The organism is Methylocystis borbori (assembly GCF_036576025.1).
Lineage (GTDB): Bacteria > Pseudomonadota > Alphaproteobacteria > Rhizobiales > Beijerinckiaceae > Methylocystis > Methylocystis borbori.
This window is the reverse complement of record NZ_JAZHYN010000102.1, coordinates 1-743: the sequence shown is the minus strand read 5'-3', so window position 1 is coordinate 743 and position 743 is coordinate 1. Positions and strand designations below refer to the sequence as shown.

General features: G+C 71.2%; 1 pseudogene. It reads left to right on the top strand.

Annotation, left to right across the window (positions count from 1 at the left end):
- Positions 1–743 (top strand): annotated as a pseudogene (locus V3H18_RS16580) (hypothetical protein); the annotation flags it as partial.

The following is a 743-nucleotide window of genomic DNA, read 5'->3' as shown; positions in this document are numbered from 1 at the left end:
GATCGGCGCGCGCCGCGCCCTGGAGCGCGCCGACGCCCGCCTCGTCATCCGCCTTGCGCCGGCGCGGCGCGTTTTTCCCGCCTATCAAAGCCGGCTTGTGCTGGAGGCTGCGGCTTTCGAGGCGGCGGCCGCGGACGCGCGCGAAGCGCCTTTCGCCATCATGGAGCATTGGCTGCGCGAAGGCGCCGCCCCGCGCGTCATCCTGCGGCTGCGCATTCCCGATTCGATCGAGGAGAGCGCCGCCCTCCTCGGTCGCTGCTCGGTGGCGCTGGCGATGAACCAGCGCCGACGTTTGAAAGGCTGGACGCTGGACCAGCGCGTCGCGGGGGAGCCGACGGTCGATCCGCTCACTTTCGACGATCTGCGTCAGGCGACGGGGGAGCTGCAGGAACATCCCGACGCCGTCGAGACGGCGGAGCCCATCGTCGTCGCCAATCTTCTCGCGCTTCTCATTGATCCCGACGAGGTCGACGCCGAGGGGATCGCCTTGCGCCGCGGCCTGGAAAAGAACGCGCCCGGCATGGGCGAGACGGTGGAGATCGAATTTTACGGCGCGGCGCTGGGCGACGATGTCGGACTCGTCTGTCCTGCGGCGACGGCGGGCGACATCGCCATTGCGCCGCATGATCCGGGCGGGCCGCCCTTCGCCCGCCTGTTTCGCGTCGAGGGCGACGGGCTCGCGCCGCGCCGCGCGACCGAGGACGAAGCCCTGCTCGATGAGCTCATGCGCCGCGCCGCCGACG